This window comes from Pseudomonas sp. GD03944, assembly GCF_029839275.1.
Taxonomy (GTDB): domain Bacteria; phylum Pseudomonadota; class Gammaproteobacteria; order Pseudomonadales; family Pseudomonadaceae; genus Aquipseudomonas.
Window position 1 is genome coordinate 47,325 of record NZ_JAOCAH010000004.1, and the last position, 24,430, is coordinate 71,754.

27 protein-coding genes are annotated in these 24,430 nt (G+C 65.6%); 4 read left to right on the plus strand and 23 right to left on the minus strand.

Annotated elements, in window-relative coordinates:
• The first annotated feature begins 43 nt into the window (after nt 1-43).
• Nucleotides 44-1,387, plus strand: coding sequence for a DUF1329 domain-containing protein (locus N5C28_RS08475; RefSeq protein ID WP_279821612.1), 1,344 nt, complete (start codon nt 44-46; stop codon nt 1,385-1,387).
• 40 nt (nt 1,388-1,427) lie between these two features.
• Here the strand turns inward: N5C28_RS08475 and sigJ are convergent, their stop codons facing one another.
• The 14 genes from sigJ to N5C28_RS08545 all read right to left on the minus strand — a co-directional run bounded on the left by sigJ (nt 1,428) and on the right by N5C28_RS08545 (nt 13,207).
• Entirely contained in the window at nt 1,428-2,315 is an 888-nt protein-coding gene (sigJ, locus tag N5C28_RS08480) for an RNA polymerase sigma factor SigJ (RefSeq protein WP_279821613.1), read from the minus strand.
• A gap of 1 nt (nt 2,316) precedes the next feature.
• Complete coding sequence (locus N5C28_RS08485) at nt 2,317-2,742, minus strand: carboxymuconolactone decarboxylase family protein (protein WP_279821614.1); 426 nt, start codon at nt 2,740-2,742, stop codon at nt 2,317-2,319.
• An 80-nt stretch (nt 2,743-2,822) separates the two neighbouring features.
• The gene (locus N5C28_RS08490; protein ID WP_279821615.1) at nt 2,823-3,146 is read right to left on the minus strand and encodes a DUF3392 domain-containing protein; all 324 of its coding nucleotides are present in this window, start codon (nt 3,144-3,146) and stop codon (nt 2,823-2,825) included.
• Between the two features lie 20 nt (nt 3,147-3,166).
• Nucleotides 3,167-4,318: a GGDEF domain-containing protein gene (locus tag N5C28_RS08495; RefSeq protein ID WP_279821616.1), complete on the minus strand. Its 1,152-nt coding sequence runs from the start codon at nt 4,316-4,318 to the stop codon at nt 3,167-3,169.
• A gap of 74 nt (nt 4,319-4,392) precedes the next feature.
• The gene (hemW, locus tag N5C28_RS08500) at nt 4,393-5,532 is read right to left on the minus strand and encodes a radical SAM family heme chaperone HemW (RefSeq protein WP_279821617.1); all 1,140 of its coding nucleotides are present in this window, start codon (nt 5,530-5,532) and stop codon (nt 4,393-4,395) included.
• A gap of 123 nt (nt 5,533-5,655) precedes the next feature.
• Nucleotides 5,656-6,246 (minus strand): RdgB/HAM1 family non-canonical purine NTP pyrophosphatase, encoded by a 591-nt coding sequence (gene rdgB / locus N5C28_RS08505; protein WP_279821618.1) that lies wholly within the window; start codon nt 6,244-6,246, stop codon nt 5,656-5,658.
• Nucleotides 6,243-6,665: a DUF4426 domain-containing protein gene (locus tag N5C28_RS08510; protein ID WP_279821619.1), complete on the minus strand. Its 423-nt coding sequence runs from the start codon at nt 6,663-6,665 to the stop codon at nt 6,243-6,245. The genes rdgB and N5C28_RS08510 overlap by 4 nt, the downstream gene beginning before the upstream one ends.
• A 33-nt stretch (nt 6,666-6,698) precedes the next feature.
• Nucleotides 6,699-7,319 carry a methionine biosynthesis protein MetW gene (gene metW / locus N5C28_RS08515; RefSeq protein WP_279821621.1) on the minus strand — a complete coding sequence of 207 codons (621 nt, stop codon included), beginning with the start codon at nt 7,317-7,319 and terminating at the stop codon, nt 6,699-6,701.
• A gap of 7 nt (nt 7,320-7,326) precedes the next feature.
• The gene (locus N5C28_RS08520) at nt 7,327-8,466 is read right to left on the minus strand and encodes a homoserine O-acetyltransferase (protein ID WP_279821622.1); all 1,140 of its coding nucleotides are present in this window, start codon (nt 8,464-8,466) and stop codon (nt 7,327-7,329) included.
• Nucleotides 8,467-8,570: 104 nt separating this feature from the next.
• Complete coding sequence (locus N5C28_RS08525; RefSeq protein ID WP_279821623.1) at nt 8,571-10,553, minus strand: dynamin-like GTPase family protein; 1,983 nt, start codon at nt 10,551-10,553, stop codon at nt 8,571-8,573.
• 215 nt (nt 10,554-10,768) lie between these two features.
• Complete coding sequence (locus tag N5C28_RS08530) at nt 10,769-11,065, minus strand: DUF167 domain-containing protein (protein ID WP_279821624.1); 297 nt, start codon at nt 11,063-11,065, stop codon at nt 10,769-10,771.
• On the minus strand, nt 11,062-11,655 hold the full coding sequence (locus N5C28_RS08535; RefSeq protein WP_279821625.1) for a YggT family protein: 594 nt from the start codon (nt 11,653-11,655) through the stop codon (nt 11,062-11,064). The genes N5C28_RS08530 and N5C28_RS08535 overlap by 4 nt, the downstream gene beginning before the upstream one ends.
• A 9-nt stretch (nt 11,656-11,664) precedes the next feature.
• On the minus strand, nt 11,665-12,498 hold the full coding sequence (gene proC, locus N5C28_RS08540; RefSeq protein ID WP_279821626.1) for a pyrroline-5-carboxylate reductase: 834 nt from the start codon (nt 12,496-12,498) through the stop codon (nt 11,665-11,667).
• A gap of 16 nt (nt 12,499-12,514) precedes the next feature.
• On the minus strand, nt 12,515-13,207 hold the full coding sequence (locus N5C28_RS08545) for a YggS family pyridoxal phosphate-dependent enzyme (RefSeq protein ID WP_279821627.1): 693 nt from the start codon (nt 13,205-13,207) through the stop codon (nt 12,515-12,517).
• A 71-nt stretch (nt 13,208-13,278) separates the two neighbouring features.
• On the opposite strand from N5C28_RS08545, the gene pilT reads away from it, so the two are divergent.
• Together pilT and N5C28_RS08555 are read left to right on the plus strand one after the other, a co-directional pair.
• Nucleotides 13,279-14,313 carry a type IV pilus twitching motility protein PilT gene (pilT, locus tag N5C28_RS08550; RefSeq protein ID WP_279821628.1) on the plus strand — a complete coding sequence of 345 codons (1,035 nt, stop codon included), beginning with the start codon at nt 13,279-13,281 and terminating at the stop codon, nt 14,311-14,313.
• Nucleotides 14,314-14,409: 96 nt separating this feature from the next.
• Nucleotides 14,410-15,555 carry a PilT/PilU family type 4a pilus ATPase gene (locus N5C28_RS08555; protein ID WP_279821629.1) on the plus strand — a complete coding sequence of 382 codons (1,146 nt, stop codon included), beginning with the start codon at nt 14,410-14,412 and terminating at the stop codon, nt 15,553-15,555.
• Here N5C28_RS08555 and N5C28_RS08560 read toward each other — a convergent pair.
• Nucleotides 15,521-16,405 (minus strand): TIGR03915 family putative DNA repair protein, encoded by an 885-nt coding sequence (locus N5C28_RS08560; RefSeq protein ID WP_279821630.1) that lies wholly within the window; start codon nt 16,403-16,405, stop codon nt 15,521-15,523. The two genes, N5C28_RS08555 and N5C28_RS08560, sit on opposite strands and share 35 nt — an antisense overlap.
• Nucleotides 16,405-17,616, minus strand: a complete 1,212-nt coding sequence (locus N5C28_RS08565) for a putative DNA modification/repair radical SAM protein (protein ID WP_279821632.1) — start codon at nt 17,614-17,616, stop codon at nt 16,405-16,407. Before N5C28_RS08565 ends, N5C28_RS08560 begins: the two co-directional genes overlap by 1 nt.
• Nucleotides 17,617-17,764: 148 nt before the next feature.
• Here N5C28_RS08565 and N5C28_RS08570 point away from each other — a divergent pair, with 148 nt between their 5' ends.
• The gene (locus N5C28_RS08570) at nt 17,765-18,166 is read left to right on the plus strand and encodes a TM2 domain-containing protein (RefSeq protein WP_279821633.1); all 402 of its coding nucleotides are present in this window, start codon (nt 17,765-17,767) and stop codon (nt 18,164-18,166) included.
• A 119-nt stretch (nt 18,167-18,285) separates the two neighbouring features.
• On the opposite strand, the gene N5C28_RS08575 is transcribed toward N5C28_RS08570, so the two are convergent.
• The 7 genes from N5C28_RS08575 to gshB all read right to left on the minus strand — a co-directional run bounded on the left by N5C28_RS08575 (nt 18,286) and on the right by gshB (nt 24,224).
• Entirely contained in the window at nt 18,286-19,557 is a 1,272-nt protein-coding gene (locus N5C28_RS08575; RefSeq protein WP_279821634.1) for a dihydroorotase, read from the minus strand.
• A complete protein-coding gene (locus N5C28_RS08580) occupies nt 19,557-20,561 on the minus strand; it encodes an aspartate carbamoyltransferase catalytic subunit (RefSeq protein WP_279821636.1) in 1,005 nt (334 codons plus the stop codon). The genes N5C28_RS08575 and N5C28_RS08580 overlap by 1 nt, the downstream gene beginning before the upstream one ends.
• 12 nt (nt 20,562-20,573) lie before the next feature.
• Nucleotides 20,574-21,080, minus strand: coding sequence for a bifunctional pyr operon transcriptional regulator/uracil phosphoribosyltransferase PyrR (pyrR, locus tag N5C28_RS08585; protein WP_279821637.1), 507 nt, complete (start codon nt 21,078-21,080; stop codon nt 20,574-20,576).
• Between the two features lie 157 nt (nt 21,081-21,237).
• Nucleotides 21,238-21,675, minus strand: a complete 438-nt coding sequence (ruvX, locus tag N5C28_RS08590) for a Holliday junction resolvase RuvX (protein ID WP_279821638.1) — start codon at nt 21,673-21,675, stop codon at nt 21,238-21,240.
• Nucleotides 21,675-22,244: a YqgE/AlgH family protein gene (locus N5C28_RS08595; protein ID WP_279821639.1), complete on the minus strand. Its 570-nt coding sequence runs from the start codon at nt 22,242-22,244 to the stop codon at nt 21,675-21,677. The genes ruvX and N5C28_RS08595 overlap by 1 nt, the downstream gene beginning before the upstream one ends.
• Before the next feature lie 64 nt (nt 22,245-22,308).
• Nucleotides 22,309-23,205 (minus strand): energy transducer TonB, encoded by an 897-nt coding sequence (locus N5C28_RS08600; RefSeq protein ID WP_279821640.1) that lies wholly within the window; start codon nt 23,203-23,205, stop codon nt 22,309-22,311.
• Between the two features lie 56 nt (nt 23,206-23,261).
• Nucleotides 23,262-24,224 carry a glutathione synthase gene (gene gshB / locus N5C28_RS08605; RefSeq protein ID WP_279821641.1) on the minus strand — a complete coding sequence of 321 codons (963 nt, stop codon included), beginning with the start codon at nt 24,222-24,224 and terminating at the stop codon, nt 23,262-23,264.
• Nucleotides 24,225-24,430 lie beyond the last annotated feature (206 nt).

Genomic DNA, 24,430 nt, shown 5'->3' on the forward strand with positions numbered 1-24,430 from the left:
TATAAAACGGTGACGCATGTTCATGCGTCGCGAGGAGAGCGCTGTGTTGAAATTTGTACCCATTCTGCTACTGGCGACTGTAACCCTGCAGGCCCAGGCCAAGATCGACAGCACCCAGGCATCGCGCCTGGGTGGTGACCTCACGCCCCTGGGTGGCGAGCTGGCCGGCAATGCCGCCGGCACCATTCCGGCCTGGACCGGTGGTCTGTCGCAGCCCCCGGCCAATTACACACCGGGCATGCACCACCCGGATCCGTATGCGGCCGATGCGCCGCTCTACCGGATCACCAGCCAGAACCTGGCGCAGCATGACAAACAGCTGCCGCTGGGCCTGAAAGCCCTGCTGGAAAAGAACCCGGACTACTTCCTGGAGGTCTACCCGACCCGCCGCAGTGCCGCGGCGCCGCAGCGCATCTATGACGCCACGCGCTTCAATGCCCTGAATGCCGAGCTGATTTCCGGCGGCAACGGTGTGGCCGGGGCGGCTGCCGGTATTCCGTTCCCGCTGCCGCAGAATGGCCAGGAAGCCATCTGGAACCACATCCTGCGCTACCGCGGCGACCAGATTCACTTCGTCACCAACCAGGCGGCGGTGCTGTCGAACGGCGCCTACAACCTGCTCAAGCTGGACCGTGACATCTACTTCCTCTATGGCCGTGAAGGCGTCAGCCCGAAGGACCTGGACAACACCCTGTTCTATTACAAGTACAAGGTGGTCGCGCCCGCCAAGCTCTCGGGTTCGGCCCTGGTGGTGCAGGAAACCCTCGACCAGGTCCTGGCGATCCGCAAGGCCTGGCGCTTCAACCGGGGCGAGCGCCGGGTGCGTCGCCTGCCGATGCTGGCCTATGACACCCTGCAGCCGGACACCAACGGCATGGCCACCGCGGACGTGGTCGACGCCTACAACGGCGCGCCCGATCGTTATGAGTGGACGCTGGTGGGCAAGCAGGAAATGCTGGTGCCGTACAACAGCTACAAGGTGCACCAGAAGGGCATCCCGTACGACACCATCCTCGGCCGCAACACGGTCAACCCTGACCTGCTGCGCTACGAGCTGCACCGCGTCTGGGTGGTCGAAGCCGAGCTGCGCAAGGGCTTCAGCCATCCGTATGCCAAGCGCCGCTTCTACATGGACGAGGACAGCTGGCAGATCCTGGCCGTGGACCTCTACGACAAGGACGGCAACCTGAGCGGCCTGCAGGAAAGCCACCCGATCAGCTACTACGACGTGCCGATGTTCGGCAGCACCCTGGAAACCATCTACGACTTCAAAGGCAGCCGCTATTTCGTCGATGGCCTGGATAACAACGAGCCGATGTACGACTTCAACGCCCCGCTGGGCCCGCGTGACTTCACGCCCCAGGCGCTACGCCGCGAAGGCAACTGAATGCCGGCGTGATGGAGAAGCCGCCCAAGGGGCGGCTTTTTTATGCCTGCGACCTGGCCAGGTGGGCGAGCTTGTCCGGGTTGCGCAGGATGTAGATGTTGCTGGCACGGCCGGCTTCATCGTAGGCGAACGTCACCAGGGCGACGATCTGGTCGTCCTCGGCGGCCAACAGGATGCCGCGGCCGCCATTGATCTCGATCTCCTGCCAGCGCAAGGGCGCCCAGTAGCCGCGCAGCGCTCCGTCGACGAAGGCCAGTACCTCGGCCTTGCCGTGCAGCGTTTCGCGCAGGCTCGGCACCTTGCCGCCGCTGTCCGCACAGAGTTCGACGTCTTCGCAGAGCAAGGCGGCGAAGTCCTGGCTGCTGCCGCTGGAGATGGCCTGCTGGAAGGCGTCGAGCAGTTGTGCCTGGCGCTCGCGCGGCGCCTGGTGCCGCGCCTTGTCCTGCGCCACGCTGGCGCGGGCACGCGACACCAGTTTGCGGCAGCCTTGCTCCTGCAGGCCCAGGGTGGCGGCGACCTCCGGGTAGTCCATGTCGAAGATGTCGTGCAGCAGGTAGGCGGCCCGTTCCTTGGGCGTGAGCCGTTCGAGCAGCAGCAGGAACGCCGTGGACAGCGACGTGGAAAGCGCCAGGGCCTGCTCCGGCGAGTCGTTCGCCTCGGCATGGATCGGTTCGGGCAGCCAGGTGCCCACGTACTCGACGCGCGCCTTGTGCGCCGAGCGCAGCAGGTCGATGCAACGCCGCGTGCACAGCGTCGTCAGCCAGGCACGGGGGCTTGCGATGTCGCCGGTCTCGGCCGTGTGCCAAGTGATGAAGATGTCCTGCAGCACATCCTCCGCCTCGCTGAACGAGCCGAGGATGCGGTAGGCGAGCCCCAGCAGAAAGGGGCGCGCCTGTTCGAACTGCAGCGTCTTGTCCGCATCCGCCATGTCAGTGCCTCGCGATCTGTACGCGGTTCCACAGGTTGATCATGGCGACGGTGGTGGTCAATACGCAGAGGGTCGTCTCGTCGAACTGCGTGCGCAGCTCATCGCGCAGGTGGGACAGCTCGGTACCGGGCTCGAGCTGCGTCAGCGCTTCGGTCCAGGCCAGGGCTGCGCGCTCGCGGTCGGTGAAGTGGGGGCTTTGTCGCCACTCGCTCAGGCTGGCCAGGCGCTCGTCGCGTTCGCCGTCTTCCCGGGCTTCACGGGTGTGCAGGCTGATGCAGTAGTGGCACTGGTTGAGCTGCGAGGCGCGCAGTTGCACGAGGTGCCGGAGCAGAGGCTCCAGGCCATGGCGGTCCATGGCGTGGTGTACCTGCCCCAGGGCCTGGATGACGTCGGGAATGCTGGTCTGGTAGTTCAGGGATGCTGTCATGGTGGGTGTCCGATTGAGGGAGTGACACCACCATGACGAACCAGCGGGCGGGTTTGTGACGCGACCGGCCGGCGTAGTGATCAGCTGCGGTCAGCCAGCACGCCGATGATGAAGAACACCAGCAACAGCACCGGGGCCAGGGTGTAGTTGTTGAAGTACGACAGGCCGTTGGCCAGCCAGGGTGTGAGGAAGACGATGGCCAGGCCGTAGCCGACAGCACAGAAGACCACGAACAGCAGGGTGCGCAGCACGAAGTTGAGGTTGCCGATGGTGCGCTGGACCCACGCGTTGATTCCCGGACCGAACAACACCAGCAGCGTTGCCATGATGGCCAGGGAGATGTCACCGAGGTGGCTGCGGCTCCAGCGCGACAGGGTGACGATCAGGTCCAGCAACATATCCATAGGGGTTCCTTCGTTGTCTTTCAGGCGTGTTCCACGCGGTTGCGACCGCCGCGCTTGGCCTGGTACAGCGCGGTGTCGGCTTGCTGGAGCAGCTGCTCCAGGCTCTGGCGTTCGTGGGCGGTCGCACAGCCGATGCTGGCCGTGAGCGGGTATTCGTTCTGCCCGTCGCGGTAGGGCGTGTCGGCGATGGCCTGGCGCAACCGCTCGGCGGTCGCGTTGGCATCGCGCGCCGGGGTATTGCGCAACAGGACGACGAACTCTTCGCCGCCATAGCGGCCCAGGGGCTCGTCGTGCCGGAGGTTGTCGGCCAGGGTGTGGACGAAATGCTTGAGCACGGCGTCACCGCCCTGGTGGCCCAGGCTGTCGTTGACCTGCTTGAAGTGGTCGATGTCCAGCAGCAGGAGGGAAATGGGGTGCTGGTTGCTGTCCAGTTCGCGCTGGGCGAGCTCGAAGATCATTGAGCGGGAGTAGGCGTTGGTCAGGGCGTCGTGGCTCAGCTGGTACTGCAGCCTGGCGTGCAGGCGCTCGTTGAGCATCAGGATGAAACCCACGGAAATGCAGATCGCCAGCAGGCTGTGGGTGGAGAAGTACAGGGCGTTGATCGGCGTGGGGGCGAGGAAGTCGCTGCCGCCGCTGGAGACGAACAGGGCGTTGATGATGCGAGCGCAGGACACCAGGACATCGAACAGCACGCTGAACGCGGTGAACAGGTAAGGAAAGCGCGCGCGATCTGCCTGCCGTGGCCGATGGATCAGCACATCCCTGCAGACCAGGAACAGCAGGACCCCGGAGACGGCCGAATAGACCACCACCCGGGCGGCGTAGTGGTCTTCCACGTACAGGAAATACAGCAAGGCCAGGTTGCTGACCACCAGGGCGGCGATCAGCGCCGGCTTGTGTCGTGGCAGGCCGAAGAAGGCGCGGCCGCCGCTGTACAGCAGGGCGACGGCGACCAGGCTGACCGCGTTGGCCAGCACCATGGAGAAGAAATCCGGGGCGAAGCCACGCAACCCGTAGAGCACGGAGGCGATCGATATGCCGAGCATGCCGATGCTCCAGTGACGCGCACCGCTCTGGCGGTCGCTCATCGAGCTCGGCATGGCCGAGAGCACGACGGCCATCAGCAGGCTCAGGGCGGCAAGAATGAAGACGATACTGCGTGGGTCGAGCACGACTGGGTTCCATGTCAGCGCCTACGAAGCACCATAGCCTACCGTATTCGCCGCGACCTGTGGGTGTCAGCCGTTCAGGACAGAAACAGTTGCAGCAGGTCGTTGAGGAACAGCTGTCCCTTGGGCGTGGCGGCCAGGCGCTGCGGGTCGGCCAGCAGCAGGCCGCGCTTCTCGGCCTCGCGGCGCCCCTCGGCCAGGTGCGACAGCGGCAGCCCGGTGCGCTGGGCGAACAGCTCGGCCGAGGTGCCGTCGGTGAGGCGCAGCACGTTCATCAGGAACTCGAAGGGCAGTTCATCCGGAACCAGCACGCGCTGGCCGGCGCTGAAACGCTTGTCCGGGGCCAGGTAATCCTTGGGCAGGCGGGTCTTCCAGCTGCGTGCGATCAACCCGTCCGGGCTGCTGGTCTTGGCGTGGGCGCCGGCACCGATGCCGAGGAAGTCGCCGAAGGTCCAGTAATTGAGGTTGTGCCGCGCAGCGCGGTCGGGCTGGGCATAGGCCGAGACCTCGTACTGGGCGTAGCCGTGCTCGGCGAGCAGGGCCTGGCCGGCTTCCTGGATGTCCCACAGGATGTCGTCTTCCGGCAGCACCGGCGGCTGGTTCCAGAACACCGTGTTCGGCTCCAGCGTCAGCTGGTACCAGGACAGGTGGGTCGGCGCCTGGGCGATGGCGGTGCGCAGGTCGCTCAGGGCGTCGTCGATGGACTGGTCGGGCAGGCCGTGCATCAGGTCCAGGTTGAAGTTGTCGAAGCCGGCGGCGCGGGCCATGTCTGCAGCGCGTATGGCTTCATCGCCGTCGTGGATACGGCCCAGCGCCTTGAGCTTGGCAGGCTGGAAGCTCTGCACGCCGATCGACAGGCGATTGATGCCCAGCCCGCGGTAGGCGGCGAACTTGGCCTGCTCGAAGGTGCCCGGGTTGGCTTCCAGGGTGATCTCGATGCCCGGTGCGAAGGGGATGCGCCGTTCCACGCCTTCGAGCAGGCGCCCCAGGGCCTTGGCCGAAAACAGGCTCGGGGTGCCGCCGCCGAAGAAGATCGAGGTCAACGGGCGGCCATGGGCCTGTTCCAGGTCGGCGTCGAGGTCGGCGAGCAGGGCATCGACGTAGGCGTCTTCAGGCAGCTCCGGGCCGGCGGCGTGGGAGTTGAAGTCGCAATAGGGGCATTTGCGCACGCACCACGGGATGTGGATGTACAGCGCCAGAGGCGGTAGCTGGAACATGGGGGCTCGGCAGGGCGGAGAGGCGATTCGGGGCGTTATCGTGGCACGACTTGGGCAAAGTACCAACGTGGGCAGACGAAGCGTCCCCCGGGCACTGGCTGCGCCGGGGGATTGCAGCCGGCCTTACAGGCCCAGACGCTGCTTCAGCAGGACCATGGCGCGCGCACGGTGGCTCACCTGGTTCTTCTCGGCGGGCGGCAGTTCGGCGCTGGAGCACTGGTGCTCCTCGACCCAGAACAGCGGGTCGTAGCCGAAGCCGTGCTCGCCACGGGCTTCATGCAGGATGCGCCCGTGCCACAGGCCTTCGCAGAGAATCGGCAGCGGGTCGTCGGCGTGGCGCACCAGCGCCAGGGCGCAGACGAATTGAGCGCCGCGTTCGGCATCGGGTACGTCTTTCAGGGCCAGCAGCAGCTTGGCGTTGTTCGCCGCGTCGCCCTGGCCGTCGGCGTAGCGTGCCGAGTAGATGCCGGGGGCGCCGCCGAGGAAGTCCACCGCCAGCCCGGAGTCGTCGGCCAGCGCCGGCAGCCCGGAGACAAGGGCGGCGTTGCGGGCCTTGAGGATGGCGTTCTCGACGAACGACAGGCCGGTCTCTTCCGGTTCGATGTCGCTGAACTCGCCGACCGAGCGCACGCGGACGCTGCCGCCGAGCATGGCCTGGAGTTCCTTGAGTTTGCCGGCGTTGTGGCTGGCGAGTACGAGTTCGGTGATGGTCATTGGTCGTCCGGGAAGAATTCCTGGTTGAAGTCGAGGCTGCGGGTTACCCCGTCACTGGCTTGGACCTTGATCGAGAAGCGCAGGACTTCCCGCGAATCGAAGGGAAACTGGGCCAGGTAATAGATGGCGGCGCCTTCCTTGACCTGCTTGAAATTCAGCGGGTAGCTGCGGCCCAGCAGGTTCTTCACTTCGCCGCTGACACCGGCGGTGATGGGCTTGCCGGCCTTGAGCACGGAAATGTTCATCACGCCCTGGGTCTTGCTGCGCACCAGGCCACTGGCGGCGGCGATGTCCGGCTGCAGGAAGCTGGAGTTGAAGGCGATGTAGTGCACGTCCAGGTCGCCGAAGCTCTGCTTGCGCTCGGCGAGCGCCGGCAAGCTCAGGCACAGGGACAGGAACAGCAGGGCAAGGTGGCGCATGATGATTCTCCTGAAGATGAGCCGGGCGGCGGCTCAGTTGGCGATCCCGACGTCCTGGGCGGTGCGGCCGCTGACGCGGTAGATGCCGATCTCTCCCAACAGATTAGGCCAGATACGGCTGGCCCAGCCGTGGCGGTGGGCACGGTCCACGGCCAGGCGATCCTTGATTCTGGCGCCCTGGGCGTGGCACAGGTTCTCGAAGTCTTCGAAGGTGCAGAAGTGGATGTTCGGCGTGTTGTACCAGGTGTACGGCAGGAAGTCGGACACCGGCATGCGGCCCTTGCTGGTGAGGTACCAGCGGCAGCGCCAGTGGGCGAAGTTGGGGAAGGTGATGATGCAGGTCTTGCCGACCCGCAGCATTTCCGCCAGCACTTTGTCCGGGAAGTGCAGGGCTTGCAGCGACTGGGTCATGACCACCACGTCGAAGCTGTCGCTGGCGAAGTTGTGCAGGCCCTCGTCGAGGTTCTGTTCGATGACGTTGACCCCGCGGTCGATGCACAGGGCGATCTTGTCCGGGTCGATTTCCAGGCCGTAGCCGCTGACCTGCTTGTTGTCGCGCAGCCAGGCGAGCAGCTCGCCATCGCCGCAGCCCAGGTCGAGCACGCGGCTGCCTGCGGGAATCCAGTCTTGGATGATGTCCAGGTCGGCTCTCATGCGTGCCTCATACTGCAATTCGGTTCATGTAGCTGCTGAGTGCCTGCAGGTAGCGCGGGATCGGCATCAGGAAGGCGTCGTGGCCCTGGGGGGCGTCGATTTCCAGGTAGCAGACGTTCTTGCGGGCGGCGGTCAGGGCATCGACGATTTCCCGGGAGCGGGCCGGGGAGAAGCGCCAGTCCGTGGTGAAGGACGCCACGAAGAAATCGGCGGTGACGTGGGCCAGGGTCTTGGCCAGGTCATCGTCGAACGCCGCGGCCGGGTCGAAGTAGTCCAGCGCCTTGGTCATCAGCAGGTAGGTGTTGGCATCGAAGCGCCCGGAGAACTCTTCGCCCTGGTAGCGCAGGTAGCTTTCCACCTGGAATTCCACGCTGTGGAAGTCGTAGTTGAGTTTTTCGCTCTTCAGCCCGCGGCCGAATTTCTCGCCCATGGCGTCATCGGACAGGTAGGTGATGTGGCCGACCATGCGCGCCAGCATCAGGCCGCGCTTGGGGATCACGCCCTTGTCCTGGAAGTGCCCGCCGTGGAATTCCGGGTCGGTGAGGATGGCCTGGCGCGCCACTTCGTTGAAGGCGATGTTCTGCGCCGAGAGCTTGGGCGCGGAGGCGATGGCCACGCAATGGCGCACGCGCTCCGGGTAGGTCATGGTCCACTGCATGGCCTGCATGCCGCCCAGGCTGCCGCCGACCACGGCGGCCCACTGCGAGATGCCCAGGGCATCGGCCAGGCGGGCCTGGCTGTGCACCCAGTCTTCCACGGTCATCACCGGGAAGTCGGCGCCGAAGGGTTTGCCGGTGGCCGGGTTGGTGCTGCTGGGGCCGGTGGAGCCGTTGCAGCCGCCCAGGTTGTTCAGGCTGACGACGAAGAATCTGTTGGTATCGATCGCCTTGCCGGGACCGATGCAGCTGTCCCACCAGCCAGGCTTGCGGTCGTCGGCACTGTGGTAGCCGGCGGCGTGGTGATGCCCGGACAGCGCGTGGCAGATCAGCACGGCATTGCTGCGCTCGGCGTTCAGCTCACCGTAGGTTTCGTACATCAGCTGGTAATCGGCCAGGCTGCGGCCGCAGGCCAGTGCCAGGGGCTCGGCGAAGTGCAGGACCTGGGGAGTGACCAGGCCAACAGAGTCTGGGGGAAAGGCAGTCGACATCGACCCTGCTCGTGAAAATGGGAAGTGCAGCAGTCTAAAGAGCGCCGCCCCACGCGGCAAGCGCGTGGGGCGGCAGGGAGACGCTCAGGCGCGGGGGGCGGTGGCTACTCGCCGCCGATCTGGCTGCGGGCCGCGACAGGCAGGGTGACCACCTTGGATTGGCGCTGGATCGGCGCGGGGCGGCGCAGGATGCGCAGCATGTCGGCCGCCTGGTTCAGTTGCTGTTGCAGCTCTTCGCTGTAGCCCGCCAGTTGCTGGCTGCGCTGGCGGGTCTGCTGGGTTTCCTGGGCCAGGGCCTTGAGCCGCAGCATGTGGGTTTCCAGCAGCTGTTTGTGTTCCAGGGTGTGTTGCATCAACGGCATCAGCGCGTCGCTGGCCCACTGCTCGGCTTCCTGGCGCAGGCGCTGGTGCAGGCCGATGACTTCCTGCACCAGGGTGGCGAAGAAGCGTTTGGTCAGGCTGCGCTGCTCGGTCAGCAGGGTCTTGAGGTGCAGGCGGAACTGGTCGGCCTTGGCCTGCTGCTGCTTGAGTTCGCGCAGGTAGCGCTTGACGTTGAACTGCGGGGCGTCGACGCCGTGCAGCGGGTTTTCCTCGTTGTGCCGGCGGTAGATGGCATCGACCATCTTGTTGGCCATCTCGGCCTCATGGGCCAGGCTGTCCAGGTCGCTCTCCACGGAGCGGAAGAAATGCAGGATGGCCTGGTTGATGCCCAGGGTGGTCCAGCTGCCGGTGAGGTTGCGGCGGACCTTGTTCAGGTGCTCGTCCAGGCGCTCCGGGCGCGCGGCGGCGCGCAGCAGGTCGCCCTGGCGCTTGAGCAGGCGCTGGTTGGTCTTCAGGCCGAGCAGGCGCTTGTGGTGCTGGCTGTGGTCGTCCTTGGTCTTGGCCGTCAGTTCGAACAGCAACTGGCCGTTGTCCTGCTGATGGTTGCTGAGCAGCGCCTGCTGTTCGTTGACCTTCTCCAGGCGCAGGTTGAGCACATGCTGGCTGTTTTGCAGCAGGGCCAGCACCTGATTGACCACGCGGGTTTCGATCAGGCGCTCTTTCTGGGTGACGATGCGCTCGCACAGCAGGTTTTCCAGGTTGCCCATCTGGCTGCGGCGCAGCAGGGCCTGGTCGTCGCGCACCTTGGCCAGCAGCGCCTGCTTGGCCGACAGCGGCAGCACGTCTTCGGCGTCGATGCCCAGTTGCCGGGCGGTGGTGGCCTGGATCTGGGCGATGGCGTTCTGCACGAAGGCGTCGCCCGCCAGGTCGTCCCACAGCACGTCGATCTTGTTCAGCACCGCGAACAGGCTGGTCTGGGTGTCTTCGTCGAGCTGGCGGATATGTTGTTGCCAGACGGCCATGTCACTGGCGGTGACGCCGGTGTCGGCCGAGAGCAGGAAGATGATCGCCTGGGCGCTGGGCAGCATCGACAGGGTCAGTTCCGGTTCGCTGCCCAGGGCGTTCAGGCCCGGGGTGTCGAGGATGCGCAGGCCCTGGCGCAGCAGCGGGTGGTCGAAGTTGACCATCGCGTGGCGCCAGGCCGGCACCAATACCTGGCCGGGCTTGCCGGTGCTTTCCAGCATGTCCGGGTGGAAGCCGAGCTGGATGGCCTGTTCCACCTGCATGGGTTTGGTCTTGGCGACCTGGGTGAAGGCCTGAACCATGTTGTCCGGGTCGCTGGGGTCCAGGGGAATGTTCACCCAGTGCCGCGGGATGCGTTTGAACTGCGACACGCTGGCTTCGGAGACGCGGGTCTCGATCGGCAGCAGGCGGATGTAGGAGCGCTCGGAGCGGGGGTCGAAGAACAGTTCGGTGGGGCACATGGTGGTGCGCCCGGCCTGGGAGGGCAGCATGCGCTGGCCGTACTCGGAGAAGAACAGGCTGTTGATCAGCTCGGTCTTGCCGCGGGAGAACTCGCCGACGAAAGCCAGGGTGATGTGGTCGGTGCGCAGCAGGCGCAGGGCGCGCTCGAGCTTGGCTTCCACCGCGTCGGAGTTGAGGCGATTGTTGATCAGCCAGCTGCGATAGCGGGTGATCTCTCGCATCAGCTCGCGTTTCCAGGCGACGTAGGCGTCGACCTGTTGGCTGAGACGTTCCATGCTCATCCCGGCATTCCTCCTGGTAGCGCGTCCATATGGGGCAGACCTTGGTGGTTCGCGTCAAGGCACTCCGCGTGTTCCGCGCCTGCGGTGAGGGCGGGGAACGAAAGGTTCAGGTGCTTGGTCGGCCCCGTAGAAAACGCGCGCAGGCCTGCCGGGCATTATGGGGCTCGGATGGCTTGCGTCAATTGGCTATTAAGAGAAGCCCGCCTTATGGTCACTCAGGCCGAACGAACGGTCAGGCCCAGGGCCTCGGACAGGTGCTGCGGGGCGCTGATGCGCACCCGCTTCTGGCGGCTCTGCAGGCCGCTTTCCAGGCTGACCTGGCTCTTGCTGACCGCGAACGCCTCGGCCAGGAAGGCCTGCAGGTGGGCGTTGGCCTTGCCGTCGACCGGCGGTGCGGTGAGGCGAATCTTCAGGCGCTCACCGTGCAGCCCGGCGAAGGCGTCGCGACTCGCCTTGGGCTGCAGGTGGCACTCGAGGATCAGGTCCTCGCCGTCCCAGCGAAAGTAACTCACAGGAACGGGCTGAGAATGCTCGGCATGCCGGTGGAGGTGGCCAGGGCACCGATCACGAAGCGGTCGATCAGGTTGATGGTGATGAAGGCGAAGATCGGCGAGATATCCAGACCGCCGAGGTTCGGCAGGAGCTTGCGGAACGGTGCCAGCAGCGGTTCGCAGATCTGCTGGACCAACTGCGCGCCGGGGTTGTAGCTGCCCGGGGCGACCCAGGAGAGGATCACGCTGATGATCAGGGCGAAGAAGAACACCTTGAGGAACAGCGAGGTGATGCCGATCACCGACCACACCAGCAACTGCGGGATGAAGCCGCCGACGTTGTAGCCCATCAGCGTCAGGGTCACGGCCATCAGCAGCAGTTGCACCAGGATGGCCAGCACCAGGGAGGCGAGGTCGAGGCCGGCGACGCTGGGAATGACCTTGCGCAGCGGCCTGAGCAGCGGGTGCGTGGCGCGCACGATGAACTGGCTGAGCGGGTTGTAGAAGTCCGCACGTACCAGCTGCAGGATGAAGCGCAGCAGCACGATCAGCAGGTACAGGCTGCCGAGCGTCTGGATGATATAGATGAGGGCTTCGATGAATCCGGACATGCTGTCTCCTTATTGACCCAGTTGTTCGGCGAGCTCGACGGAACGATTGGCGGCGGCGTTCAGCGCCTGTTGCACCAGGACCTCGAAACCGCCGGCCTGGAAGGTCTTGATCGCCGCTTCGGTGGTGCCGTTCGGCGAGGTGACGCGGCGGCGCAGCTCGGCGGCGTCGACGTCGCTCTCGCTGGCCATGCGCGCGGCGCCCAGGGCGGTCTGGATGCTCAGGTGCGCGGCGGTGTCGCGCGGCAGGCCAAGCTGCTCGCCGGCGGCGGTCATGGCCTCGATCAGCAGGAAGAAGTAGGCCGGGCCGCTGCCCGACACGGCGGTCACGGCGTCGATCTGGGCTTCGTCGTCCAGCCACAGGGCCAGGCCCACGGCGCTCAGCACCTGCTCGGCCTGGGCCTTTTGTGCGGCGTTGACGCTGGCGTTGGCGTACAGGCCGGAAACGCCCTGGCGCAGCAGCGCCGGGGTGTTGGGCATGCAGCGCACCACGGGAAGGGGCGCGTCGGCCCGCCCGCCCAGCCAGTTTTCCAGGCTGGCGCAGCTGATGCCGGCGGCGATGGAAATGATCACCTGGTCGGCACCGAGGTGCGGTGCCAGCTCCTGGCAGACGGTTTTCATCACCTGGGGTTTGACCGCCAGCACGATCAGTTGCGCACCGGCGATGGCCTCGGCGTTGCTGGCGAACATGGCGATGCCGTGTTCGGCGTGCAGGCGTTCGCGTTGCTCGGCGCCGGGCTCGCTGGCGCGGATGGCGCCGGCTGGTACGCCCTGGGCGCGGAGGCCGCCGATCAGGCTGGCGGCCATGTTGCCGGCGCCGATGAAGGCGATGGTCGGGTTGCTCATAAGGAGGCTTCCTTGATCAAGGGTTGGGCGTGCCATAGTCGCGGGCGCCGAACAGGGCGGTGCCGATGCGGACCCAGGTCGCGCCTTCGGCAATGGCGGCTTCCAGGTCATGGCTCATGCCCATGGACAGCGTGTCGAGGCCGAGGTCCAGGCCGTTCTGCAACTCGCGCAGGCGGGCGAAGGCCGCACGTTGCTGCACAGGGTCGTCGGTTGGCTCGGGAATTGCCATCAGGCCCCGCAGTTTCAGGTTGGGAAGTTGTGTCACGGCGTGTGCCAGGGCCGCCAGCTCGTCCGGGCTGCACCCCGATTTGCTGGCCTCCCCGCTGACATTCACCTGCAGGCAGATGTTCAGCGGCGCGAGGTGCGCAGGGCGCTGCGTGGACAGGCGTTCGGCGATTTTCAGGCGATCCACCGAGTGGACCCAGGCGAAGTGCTCGGCAATCGGCCGGGTCTTGTTCGATTGAATGGGGCCGATGAAGTGCCAGATCAAGGGCAGGTCGGTCAGGCTGGCCTGTTTGTCCAGGGCTTCCTGCAGGTAGTTTTCGCCGAAATCGTGCTGGCCGGCGGCGAAGGCTTCGCGAACCGCCTGCGCGGGCTTGGTCTTGCTCACGGCGAGCAGGCCGATGGACGCAGAATCTCGCCCCGAGGCTTGCGCCGCCTCACGGATGCGTGCTCCGACCTTTGCAATATTCTCTGCTATCGTGGACATTACTCGCGCCTACCGCCTGGCCATTCTGCGTTGGCGGCATTCTACCTGCTTGCTTGTCATTAGGGAGTCCCATGGATATCACTGAGCTGCTTGCCTTCAGCGCCAAGCAAGGCGCGTCGGACCTGCATCTCTCTGCTGGTCTGCCGCCGATGATTCGTGTCGACGGCGATGTGCGCCGGATCAACTTGCCGGCCCTGGATCACAAGCAGGTGCACGCGCTTATCTACGACATCATGAACGATAAGCAGCGCAAGGATTATGAAGAGTTCCTCGAGACCGACTTCTCCTTCGAAGTGCCGGGCGTAGCGCGCTTCCGGGTCAACGCCTTCAACCAGAACCGTGGCGCGGGTGCGGTGTTCCGTACCATTCCGTCCAAGGTGCTGACCATGGAAGACCTGGGCATGGGCGAGGTGTTCCGCAAGATCACCGACGTACCGCGTGGCCTGGTGCTGGTGACCGGCCCTACGGGTTCGGGCAAGTCGACCACCCTGGCGGCGATGCTCGACTACCTCAACGCCAACAAGTACCACCACATCCTGACCATCGAAGACCCGATTGAATTCGTTCACGAGTCCAAGAAGTGCCTGGTCAACCAGCGTGAAGTGCACCGCGACACCCTGGGCTTCTCCGAAGCCCTGCGCTCGGCACTCCGGGAAGACCCGGACGTGATCCTGGTGGGTGAGATGCGCGACCTGGAAACCATCCGCCTGGCGCTGACCGCCGCGGAAACCGGTCACCTGGTGTTCGGCACCCTGCACACCACCTCGGCCGCCAAGACCATAGACCGCGTGGTCGACGTGTTCCCGGCGGAAGAGAAATCCATGGTCCGCTCGATGCTCTCCGAGTCGCTGCAGGCGGTTATCTCCCAGACCCTGCTGAAGAAGATTGGCGGCGGCCGTGTGGCGGCCCACGAGATCATGATCGGCACACCGGCCATCCGTAACCTGATCCGCGAGGACAAGGTGGCGCAGATGTACTCGGCGATCCAGACCGGTGGCTCGCTGGGCATGCAGACCCTGGATGCCTGCCTCAAGGGCCTGGTTGCCAAGGGCCTGGTCAGTCGCGACAGCGCGCGCGAAAAATCCAAGAACCCGGAAAACTTCTAACGTTGCCTGGCCGGCCGCTGGCCGGCCGGTTTCAGGTTGCCGGCGAGACACGCGCCCCGGCAGCCGTTCGTTGATCAAGCGCGTGCTGGTGATCGCATGGAATTCGAAAAACTGCTGCGCCTGATGGTCGAAAAGGGCGGCTCCGACTTGTTCATTACCGCCGGTGTTCCGCCGTCGATGAAGGTCAACGGCAAGATCATGCCGGTCACCAAGACGGCGATGTCGCCAGAGCAGACCCGGGAAACCGTGCACTCGGTGATGAACGAGCAGCAACGCCGCGATTTCACCGAAAACCACGAGTGCAACTTCGCCATCAGCGCCCGCGGCGTTGGCCGTTTCCGCGTCAGTGCCTTCTACCAGCGCAACCTGGCAGGCATGGTGCTGCGCCGCATCGAGACCAACATCCCGACGCTGGACGACCTGAAGCTGCCGGAAATCCTCAAGAAGCTGGCATTGACCAAGCGCGGTCTGGTGCTCTTCGTGGGCGCCACCGGTACCGGTAAGTCGACCTCGCTGGCGGCCATGATCGGCTACCGCAACAAGAACAGCAGCGGCCACATCATCTCCATCGAAGACCCGATCGAGTACATCCACCAGCACCAGAACTGCATCGTCACGCAGCGTGAAGTGGGCATCGATACCGAATCCTTCGAAGTGGCCCTGAAGAACACCCTGCGCCAGGCGCCGGACGTGATCCTCATCGGTGAGGTGCGGACCCGCGAGACCATGGACCACGCCGTGGCCTTCGCCGAAACCGGTCACCTGTGCCTGGCGACTCTGCACGCCAACAATGCCAACCAGGCGCTGGACCGCATCATCAACTTCTTCCCGGCGGACCGGCAGAACCAGGTGTGGATGGACCTGTCGCTCAACCTCAAGGCCATCGTCGCCCAGCAGCTGGTGCCCACGCCGGATGGCAAGGGGCGTCGCGCGGTGATCGAGGTGCTGATCAACACCCCGCTGGCCGCCGACCTGATCCGCAAGGGTGAGGTGCACGAGCTCAAGGGTCTGATGAAGCGCTCCACCGAGCAGGGCATGCAGACCTTCGACCAGGCGCTCTACGCGTTGTACAGCCAGGGCGAGATCACCTACGAAGACGCGCTGCTGTACGCCGACTCGGCGAACGACCTGCGCCTGATGATCAAGCTGGGTTCCGAGACCGACGGCGACCATCTCGCCAGCATGTCCCAGGGGCTTTCCCTGGAGGTCAGCGAGGAGAACCCGGGGCGTCGCTTCCGCTGATCGGCGCCTTGCCGTTGTAGCGAATACGCTTGCCCTCCTGTCGCGCGACGGCCTCTGCCTGGCCGTCGCGTTGCGCGCCCGCCCGAGCCTGGCTCATCAGCTGCGGGATCAGCGGCCCTTCCGGCAGATTCTTCCAGAAACGCACCGGCATGTTGTTCTCCAGCACGCCGCGGTTGAGCCGCGCCGGGTTGAAGGTGCTGCCGTAATACGCCAGCCACAGCGCCTGTCCTTCGTCGTCCTCCGTCCGTGCCAGCTGCTGCCAGTGCGCCGGGCATGGGCGCTGGTGGTGCAGGGCTTGCCCGTCCCAATACACCCCGTCGTCGGGTGTTGCGATCAGCCAGCTGTGCGAGCCCATGCGGTCGGCGAAGTGCGGGCTGGCGCTGTGCAGGATGTCGTGGGCAGGTTCGTGCCAGGCAATGAACTCGGGCATGCCTTCCGGGCGCTCGTCGGTCGGCGGCGATAAAGGGCGAAAGCGCAGGAAAGCATGCAGGTGATGGGCCTCCCGGCGCACGGCTTTCAGGCGTCGGTGCAGCTCGCTGCCGTCCGCGTCGCCCGGCAACATGGCCGCGCGGTCGCCCTGTACCACCCGCCAGAGGATGCGATAGAGCAGGCTCCAGCGGTCGTCCATGCGGTACTGCGCCGCGTCTTCCAGTAGCTCGAGGAACTGCCGGGGGATGCGCAGGGCCGGGCCGGCCGAGACGGGGCTCGGTGCACTGGCGTCGTCGAACAACCCGCCGGGTGCTTCGCGCTCCAGCCAACTGATCTGATGGGGGGCGATGTCCTGTTGCAGCAGGTCCCTGGCGGCCTTGCGCCAACCGGCGAAGCTGCCATCGAAACGGACGTTGAACATTACCAGAGCGCCATCTGTGCCGGCTCCTCGCGCAATTGCTGGCGCAGCTGCAGGGAGTCATCGGTCGCCTGCCGGGGCCGGTAGTCCTGGGTGACGATGAAGGGTTTGGCTTTCTCCAGGGCGCAGCGCAGGCGATTGACGTCCTCGAAGCGGATGCGTTTCTGCCGCCGCAGGGCGACCAGGCGCTTGGCGCTGAGCACGCCGATACCGGGCACCCGGGCGATCAGCGAGGCATCGGCGCGGTTGAGGTCCACCGGGAAATGCTCGCGGTTGGCCAGGGCCCAGGCCAGCTTGGGGTCGATGTCCAACGCCAGGTTGCCTGGGCCATCGAGCAGCTCGCTGGCCTGGAAGCCGTAGCCGCGCAGCAGGAAGTCCGCCTGGTACAGCCGGTGCTCGCGCAGCAGCGGCGGGGCAGCGAACGGCACGCTGCCGGGGCTGTTGGGAATCGGGCTGAAGGCCGAGTAATAGACGCGGCGCAGGCGGTAGGTGCCGTACAGCGACTGGGCCGTGTGCAGGATGGTGCTGTCGTCGCTGGCATCGGCGCCGACGATCATTTGCGTGCTCTGGCCGGCCGGGGCGAAGCGCGGGGCGCGCACTTCCTGGGTGGCCTCCTGCTCGCCCAGGTGAATGGTGTGCATCGCCTGTTTGATGGTGACCACCTGTTTTTCCGGGGCCAGGCGGATCAGGCTGCTTTCGGTGGGCAGCTCGATGTTCACGCTGAGGCGATCGGCGTAGCGCCCCGCCTCCGCCACCAACAGCGGGTCGGCGTCGGGAATGGTCTTGAGGTGGATGTAGCCGCGAAACTCGTGTTCTTCGCGCAGCAGCTTGGCCACCCGCACCAACTGTTCCATGGTGTAGTCGGCGGAGCGGATGATGCCGGAGCTGAGGAACAGCCCGCTGATGCAATTGCGCCGGTAGAAATCGAGGGTCAGGGTGACCACTTCCTCAGGGGTGAAGCGCGCCCGTGGTACATCGCTGGAGCGGCGGTTGACGCAGTACTGGCAGTCATACAGGCAGAAATTGGTCAGCAGGATTTTCAGCAGCGCGACGCAGCGGCCGTCCGGTGTGAAACTGTGGCAGATGCCCATGCCATTGGTTGCGCCAATGCCGCTCTTGCCCTTGGAGCTGCGCGTCGGCGCACCACTGCTGGCGCAGGACGCATCGTACTTGGCGGCGTCGGCCAGTACGGTCAGCTTGTCGATCAATTGCATGGCATGGCTCGCGATACTGTGTATGCATACAGTATCGCGGATGCTTTGCGTCCGACAAGGTGTGGCGGGCTTCGCGCCTGTTCATTGGTCGGTAAACAATATGGCTACCGTGATGTCAGATAGAGATCACAGTCATCAGGAAACAGACATGCAGCGCCAGGACACTCACAGCAAAATCATCGGTTATCTCTTGTGGATCTTCGGATTCCTGGGAGCGCACCGCTTCTATTACGGCAAGCCGGTGACCGGGACGATCTGGTTCTTCACCCTGGGTTTGCTGTTCGTCGGCTGGATCATCGACCTGTTCCTGATCCCGGCCATGGACCGCGAGGCTGACCTGCGCTTCACCGCCGGCGAGACGGATTACAACGTCGCCTGGATCCTGCTGACGTTCCTCGGGGTCTTCGGGGTGCACCGCATGTACCAGGGCAAATGGATCACCGGGATCATCTACCTGTTCACCGGCGGCCTGTTCCTGGTCGGTGTGCTGTATGACTTCTGGACGCTGAACACCCAGGTGTCGGTCAAGAATGCGCAGGCGGCGCGCTAGGCGACTAGCTCAGGCGGAGTGACGTGCTTGCCGGGACGGGCAAGGCGTCCAAGACGCTCATGAAAAGGGCTTCAGCCGGCATGGCTGAAGCCCTTTTTGCGTCTGGCACGGTCGTCGGCTTACAGCTGGTAGCTGATGTGGCCGTCGACCAGGGTGTAGCGCACCGCGCCCGGCAGGCAGTGGTCGATGAAGGGGCAGTTGGCGCCGTTGGAGTGCCAGCGTTCCCCGGCCACGGTCGAGGCTTGCGGGTCGAACAGCAGGATGTCGGCAGCCGCGCCTTCGGCCAGGCGTCCGGCCGGCAGGCGCAGGGCCTCGGCCGGGCCGCTGGTCAGGCGTGCCAGCAGGGTCGGCAGGTCGAGCAGGCCGTCCTGCACCAGGGTCATGGCCAGCGGCAGCAGCAGTTGCACGCTGCTGATGCCCGGTTCGGTGGCGCCGAACGGGGCCAGCTTGGCGTCGCGCTCGTGGGGCTGGTGGTGGCTGGCGATCGCGCTGATAACGCCGCTTTTTACCGCCTCGCGCAGGCCCTGGCGGTCGGCCGCGGTCCGCAGCGGCGGCTGCACGTGGTACAGGCTGGAGAAGTCGATCAGCGCTTCGTCGGTGAGGATCAACTGGTACAGCGCGACATCCGCCGTCACCGGCAGGCCACGGGCCTGGGCATTGGCGATCAGCTCGGCGCCACGGGCGCTGGTCAGTTGGCTGAAATGCGCGCGCACGCCGGTCTGCTCGACCAGCAGCAGGTCGCGGGCCAGGGCCACGGTCTCGGCGGTTTCCGGGATGCCGGGCAGGCCGAGGAAGCTCGCGGTCGCGCCTTCGTGGGCCAGCCCACCTTCGGCCAGGTCGTGATCCTGGGAGTGGAAGATCACCGTCAGGTCGAAGGTGGCCGCGTATTCCAGCGCGCGGCGCAGGGTGCGGGCGTTGCGGAAACTGTCCAGGCCGTTGCCGAAGGCGACGCAGCCGGCGTCACGCAGGGCCACCAGTTCCGCCAGTTGCTCGCCGGCCAGGCCTTTGCTCAGGGCGCCGATGGGGAAGACCTTGGTGTGGCCCGCTTCCCGTGCGCGGTCGAGGATCAGCTCGGCGACCGCCGGGGTGTCCAGCGCCGGTTTGGTGAAGGGTGGGCAGCACAGGCTGGTGACGCCGCCGGCCGCGGCCGCCAGGGTCTCGCTGGCGATATTGCCCTTGCGGCTGTAGCCCGGCTCGCGCAGGGCGACATTGAGGTCGACCAGGCCGGGGGCGGCGATCAGGCCCTGGGCTTCGATTCGGCTCTGGGCCTCGAAGCCGGCTGGCGCCTGGCCGATGCCCGCGACTTTGCCGCCGTCTATATAAAGGTCGGCGATCTGGTCGAGACCGCTGCTCGGGTCGATGACCCGGGCTCCGAGGATTACGCTGCGCATCAGTTCTGCTCCTCGGCGTTGAGTTGGCGCTGGGCGTTCTGCCCGCTCATGGTCATCGACAGCACGGCCATGCGAATGGCGATGCCGTAGGTGACCTGGTTGAGAATGACCGATTGGGGGCCGTCGGCGACGGCGGATTCGATTTCCACGCCCCGGTTGATCGGGCCGGGGTGCATGACCAGGGCGTCCGGCTTGGCCAGTTTCAGGCGTTGCTCGGTGAGGCCGAACAGGCGGTAGAACTCGCCCTCGCTCGGCAGCAGGCCGCCCTGCATGCGCTCGCGCTGCAGGCGCAGCATGATCACTACATCGACGTCCTTCAGGCCTTCGGTCATGTCGCTGTAGACCTTGACCCCGTATTGTTCGATGCCGACCGGCAGCAGGGTCTTGGGCGCGATCACGCGGATGTCCGGGCAGCCCAGGGTCTTCAGGGCCAGCATGTTCGAGCGCGCCACCCGCGAGTGCAGGATGTCGCCGACGATGGCCACCGAGAGGTTCTCGAAGTTGCCCTTGTGGCGGCGGATGGTGAGCATGTCGAGCATGCCCTGGGTCGGGTGCGCGTGACGGCCGTCGCCGCCGTTGATGATCGCCAGGTTCGGGCACACGTGCTCGGCGATGAAGTGCGCCGCACCGGAGTCGGCATGGCGCACGACGAAGATGTCGGCGGCCATGGCTTCGAGGTTGCGCAGGGTGTCGAACAGCGTCTCGCCCTTGCTGGTCGAGCTGGTCGACACGTTGAGGCTGATGACGTCGGCCGACAGACGCTGGGCCGCCAGTTCGAAGGTGGTGCGGGTGCGCGTGGAGTTCTCGAAGAACACATTGCACACGGTCTTGCCGCGCAGCAGTGGGACCTTCTTCACGGCCCGGGCGCCGACTTCGAGGAAGGAGTCGGCGGTGTCGAGGATTTCCGTCAGCAGTTCGCGCGGTAGGCCGTCGAGGGACAGGAAGTGGCGCAACTGACCCTGGTCGTTCAGTTGCAGGGGACGCTTGGCATCAATCGGTGTCATGGGCGATCAGTCTCAGTTGGCAAGCGTTTGCAGGTCGAGGAGCAGGGGCGCGGGGCCGGTCAATTTTACTCGCTGCTCGGCGGTCAGCGACAGCGTGGCACCGACCACGTCCGGGCGCACGGGCAGCTCGCGGGCGTTGAGGTCCAGCAGGCAGACCAGGGTCACGCTGGCCGGGCGGCCGTAGTCGAACAGCTCGTTGAGCGCGGCGCGGATGGTGCGTCCGCTCATCAGTACGTCGTCGATCAGCACCAGGTGCTGGCCTTCGATCTCGAAAGGCAGCTCGGACGGCTGGACCTGGGGGTGCAGGCCGTTCTGGGTGAAGTCGTCGCGGTAGAAGGACACATCGAGCACGCCCAGGGCGTCGCTGCGGCCCAGTTGCTCGAGCAGGGCCTGGGCGACCCAGACGCCGCCGGTGCGGATGCCGATGAAGCGCGGCTCGCTGATCTGCCGCTGATTGAGGTGGCTCAGCAGGTCGCTGGCCATCTGGGGCAGTAATTCGGCAGGGTTGGGTAGGCTCATGACAACTCTCCAAATATAAGCAGAACAGTCCCTGTGGACCAGGCGGTCATCGGCAGGGCGCGGCGTCGCAGCGCGAGGGCGTGCCCAGGGGAGCGCGCAGTTTACGTGTTGTGCCGCCGTGTTGCTCGTGTCCGCTGTGAACGGACGCCGGCTTCATTCACTGAGGGTGTTCGGCCAGCCAGCCTTCCAGCAGCAGTGCCGCGGCCAGCGCGTCCACCGGGCGCTCGCGGTAACCGCCGCTCTGGCCCTGTTGCAGGCGCTCGCCCTTGGCCGCGTAGGTGGTCAGGCGCTCGTCGTGGGTGTGCACCGGCAGGTTGAAGCGGCCGTTCAGGCGGCGGGCGAATTTCTCCGCGCGCTCGCTCATGTCGCTGGGGCTGCCGTCCATGTTCAGCGGCAGGCCCACGACAATGGCATCGGGTTGCCATTCGCGCAGCAGGGCTTCGACCTTCTGCCAGTCCGGCACGCCGTTCTGCGCTTTGAGCACGCAGAGTTCGCGGGCCTGGCCGGTGATGACCTGGCCGACGGCCACGCCGATCTGTTTGGTGCCGTAGTCGAAACCGAGCAGCAGGCGCAGGGGCTTGGTGGTCTCGGTCATCAGGCGTGCCCGGCTTGCGAGGTCAGCAGGGACAGGTTGACCCCCAGTCGCGCCGCGGCTGCGTTCAGGCGCTGGTCGAAGGGCAGGTCGAACAGAATGGCGTTGTCGGCGGGGCAGGTGAGCCAGGCGTTACTGGCCAGCTCGGCCTCCAGCTGGCCGGCGTCCCAGCCTGCGTAGCCCAGGGTAATGAGGTATTTCTCCGGGCCGCTGCCTTCGGCAATCGCGAACAGCACGTCCTGGGAGGTGGACAGCCCCAGCTCACCAAGGGCCAGGGTCGCCTGGAATTGCGGGCCGGCCGGGTGGAGTACGAAGCCGCGGTCGGTCTGCACCGGGCCGCCAGAGAAGATTGGCAGGCTGCGGCACAGCACGGGTGGGTCGTCGTCCGGGCGCAATTGCTCCAGCACATCGGCCAGGTTGAGCCCGTTCGGCCGGTTGATCACCAGGCCCATGGCGCCCTGCTCGTTGTGGTCGACGAGGTAGGTGACGGTCTGCGCGAAATGGGGATCGTCCATGTGCGGCATGGCGATCAGGAAGTGGTGCTTGAGGTAGCTCGGGCTGGCGTCTTTCATGGCGCCTAGCTTAAAGCCTGTGGCCTGAGGCTGGAAGCCAAAACCGCGCGCCGTGGCCCTGGCCTCAGTTGCTCGACAGGCGGTCGCCGCGCTCGAAGCGCCAGGTGCGGATGATCTCCAGGCGGTCGATGTCGGCCAGGTCGCCAGTGAACGGGGCGAACGGTGCAGCCAGGCGCACGATGCGCAGGGCGGCCTGGTCGAGGGTGCGCTGCCCGGAGGACTCCAGAATCTGCACTTCATACAGGGTGCCGTCGCGGTTGATCGACACCAGCAGGCGCAGGCTGCCGTAGATCTGCTGGCGGCGGGCATCGTCCGGGTAGTTGAGGTTGCCGATGCGCTCGACCTTCTTGCGCCATTCGTCCTTGTACCAGGCGCCTTTGTCGCGCATGGTCGAGGCCGCGTTCAGGCGGTGGATCTTCGGACGCTTGGCGTATTGCTGGATGTCCTGGGCCAGTTCCGCTTCGAGACTGGCGATCTCCGAAGACAGCTGGGCGCTGTCGAATACCGGTGCCGGTGGGGCGGGTGGCGTGGGCTTGGCGTCTTCGCGTTTGTTCGGGGTCTTCTGCTGTTGTGGCGAGCGGGTCGCCACGGCGGCTTTCGGCGCTTCCTGCTGGGCGGCCGGCGGCTGGGGCGTGGAGGGCGGCGTGACGCGCTTGACCTCGGTGTCCTGGAAGGGCGCCTGTTCGGTGGTCTTGGGCGCGGCCTTGTGCTCCAGGGTGCCGCTGCCCTGCTGGTTGTCCTGGGCGAGGAAGTCGGCCTCTTTCGGCGCTTCGTCGCTCTTGAAGGTGGACAGGGTGATTTCCAGCGTCTTGCTGATCTGGCTCGGGTCGGCCAGGGTGAAGCCCACGCCAAGGATCAGCGCGGCATGCAGCACCGCCGCGAGAAACAGGGTGAAGCCGAGGCGATCCGCCGGGCGGACGCCGGCGGGGCTGATATCGGGTGGGCTAGCGGCTGCGTTCATCGTGTTCGGGGTCAGCTCAGGTTGCCGCGCAGTCTGCCGAGGGCGTATTGAAAAGTCTATGAAGCACTGCGCGCATTGAGCTTCTCGGCAATTTTATCCATCAGGCGGTCGCCGATGCGGGTGTCGAACGCGGCGTCGATCTCGCGGATGCAGGTCGGGCTGGTCACGTTGATCTCGGTCAGGTGCTCGCCAATCACGTCCAGGCCGACGAACAGCAGGCCCTTCTCGCGCAGGGTGGGGCCCACCGCCTCGGCGATTTCCCGGTCCCGGTCGCTCAGCGGGCGCGCTTCGCCCCGTCCGCCGGCGGCCAGGTTGCCGCGGGTCTCGCCGGCCGCCGGGATGCGCGCCAGGCAATAAGGAACGGGCTCGCCGTCGATCATCAGGATGCGCTTGTCGCCATCCTTGATCCCGGGCAGGTAGCCCTGGGCCATGATCTGCTGGGTGCCGTGGGCGGTCAGGGTCTCGAGGATCACCGACAGATTGGGATCGCCCTCGCGGTGACGAAAGATCATCGAGCCGCCCATGCCATCGAGGGGTTTGAGAATGATGTCACGCTGCTCTTTCGCAAAATCGCGCAGAATGTCGGATCGACGACTGACCAGGGTCGGCGGTGTGTATTGTGGAAACTGGGTCGCGAAGAATTTCTCGTTGCAGTCGCGCAGGCTCTGCGGACGATTGACCACCAGCACGCCGGCTTGTTCGGCCTGTTCGAGCAGGTAGGTGGAGTAGACGAACTCGTTGTCGAAGGGCGGATCCTTGCGCATCAGGATCACGTCCAGCTCGCTCAGCGGCATGTCCTGCTCCGGGCCCAGTTCGAACCAGCGCTGCGGGTCGTTGAACACGGTCAATGGGCAGAAGCGGGCACGTGCCTCGCCCTTGGCCTGGTACAGGTCTTTCTGCTCCATATAGAAGAGCGTCCAGCCACGCGACTGGGCGGCCAGCAACATGGCCAGCGAGCTGTCCTTCTTGAAGGCGATCTGGGCGATAGGGTCCATGACAATGCCGAGGCGAACGCTCATGGGGGTGTTTCTCCGTGATGGTGGGGCGGCAGGGAAGAGGCACCGCAGCTGACAGATGGCGTCAGGGTGGCGCTGACTACGCAGGTGGTCAAGGAAAAACCATGGTATTCCGCGGCTTATAGCTTGCACCTAGAGAGTGTGCTAAAAAGGCCCGACGATTGGGTTATGGCCAATCGATAGCAGGCCTCAGGCGCACTGATACATAC